Annotated in this window: 1 pseudogene; it reads left to right on the plus strand. The window is 59.5% G+C overall.

What is annotated here, in order from left to right:
- Nucleotides 1–80 precede the first annotated feature (80 nt).
- A pseudogene (locus BN1800_RS43260) lies at nucleotides 81–2,210 on the plus strand (hypothetical protein); the annotation flags it as partial.

The following is a 2,210-nucleotide window of genomic DNA, read 5'->3' on the forward strand; positions in this document are numbered from 1 at the left end:
TCGTCGCCGACCGGCAGGCGCTGCAAAACCGACTGAGGGAGCAGCGCTTGCCGCACGAGCTTGCCGCAATCCCCGCCTCGTACCCCTTGCCAGATGCGGGCCAGGCGCGGCAAGCGGGCTTTGAGCAGCACGTGGCCGAGCCGCGCCGCGCCGAACCTGTCGCGAGTGGCGCCCGTGCTAACGGCTATCCCCATCTGTCCGTTGAACACCGGGACCTTATTAATCAGGCGATCGCCCACGCTAGGGATCAGCAACAATATAGAGAGAGAACGCTCCGAAATTACTCAAATGCGCTTTGCCGATTGGCGAATGATCTCGGCGCTCGCGGCCAAGCGACTGATCTAAGAAATCACCAATCCCTGGTCGATCACGTCGATGCTTTCTTTCCGACAAACGATACTATGAGGACGGCGTTGAGCGTCCTCCGTAGGTATCATGAGCCGGGATATTCGGCGACTGCTGGCGCCCGTGCTACCAGCTTTCCCCATCTGTCCGACGAACACCGGGACGTTATTGATCAGGCGATCGCCCACGCTAGGACTCAGCAACAATATAGAGAGACCACGGAAAAAAAATACACGCTTGCACTTCGCCAATTGGCAAATGATCTCGGCGCTCGTGGCCAAGCGACTGATCTAAAAAATCACCAATCCCTGGTCGATCACGTCGATGCTGTCTTTCCGACAAACGATACTATGAAGACGGCGTTGAGCGCCCTCCGTAGGTATTATGAGCCGGGCTATTCGGCGACTATTGACGCCCCTGCTATCCGCTTTCCCCATCTGTCCGGCGAACACCGGGACGTTATTGATCAGGCGATCGCCCACGCTAGGACTCAGCAACGCCATAGCGAGGATACGCTTCAAATATACTCGAATGCGCTTTGCCGATTGGCGAATGATCTCGGCGCTCGCGGCCAAGCGACGGATCTAAGAAATCACCAATCCCTGGTCGATCACGCCGATGCTGTCTTTCCGAAATACGGTACTATGAAGACGGCGTTGAACTTCCTGCGTGCGTATCATGAGCCGGGCTATTCGGCGACTGCCCGGCGGCTAGTGCCGTCAAAGGCAGACGCGCATATCTTGGAACAAGTGACCAGGGACAGCAGCTTGGCCTCAAGCACCCGTGCTGCCTATGGTCGTAGTCTTCGCAGATTTTCTGAGGCGCTTGAGAGTCGGGGCCAGACGATCTCTGGGCTGGATCACGATTCGCGGATCGAATTGGCCAAGAGGTTGCTTCCAGGCGACCGCTATCTCCGCTTGGTGCTGGAACGGGTTCGCAATACGGAGCTCGTGTCAAACGGGGTTCCCGAGGCGGTCCGGCGCGAAGAGCTTCAGCGAGGGCAGAATGATCAAGCCGCCTCGTCTTTTTTCAGCAACCCAGGGATGCCCGCTGTTCCGGATGGCCACAATAGAAGCGTGTCGGACGCTTTCGCAGCGGCCGGCTCTGGGCACGCCGGAGTTGAGGCCGCCGCCCCGCCAGCGTTAGCTGCCAGTCAACAGCAGATCCGGTCCTCGCCGGATGCGCTTGACCAGGGCAACCACCTGCCACCCGAGTGGGTCATCATCAACAATGAACATGACACGGCGCTGTTGAGACCGGCGAAGAGGCAGAGGGCCAATACGCCGCAAGCCGCCGCCATTCAGCAGCCGCTGAGCGAAATCGGCAATTCAGGCGGCCGCGTGCCGATGCAGCCCCCCATGCAGCAGTTGGGTGAATTGCCATTGGAAGGGGTACCGGTTCAAGGGACAGGTTCCGAACACATCGGAAGGCTGCATGCGGAGGCCGCGCCCTCCGCATGGTCTGAGGAGCCCCCCGCTGCGATCGAGGACTCCATAGACGTTTCATTCGCCGTCCCCAAAGGCTTCTCCCATGGGACTCAACGCGTCCCAGACGCGATGCTCTCGAGATTGTACCACTTTGGCTTCTTGCCGGATGCGGAAAAGCCGCAATGGAACTACGAGATTGAAGGTCACGGCTACACCGCCGAGAGGGCAGAAGGGCCCAACGACTTTTTGCTCGTCCATCGCGGTCCGATCAGTGAAGCTGCAGAGGCAGCAGTACCGGCAAGGGCTCCAGGACCCGCCTCGCCAGCGACCGCCAGGCTTTCAGACACCTATCGCGGTGTTCCGTTGGTCGATCTGACCACCTCCTCCGATGCTCAGATCGGAGCTTTTCCGTCAGGCTCGTCCAACCTCCCCGAGGGG

Source organism: Rhizobium sullae (assembly GCF_900169785.1).
GTDB classification, from domain to species: domain Bacteria; phylum Pseudomonadota; class Alphaproteobacteria; order Rhizobiales; family Rhizobiaceae; genus Rhizobium; species Rhizobium sullae.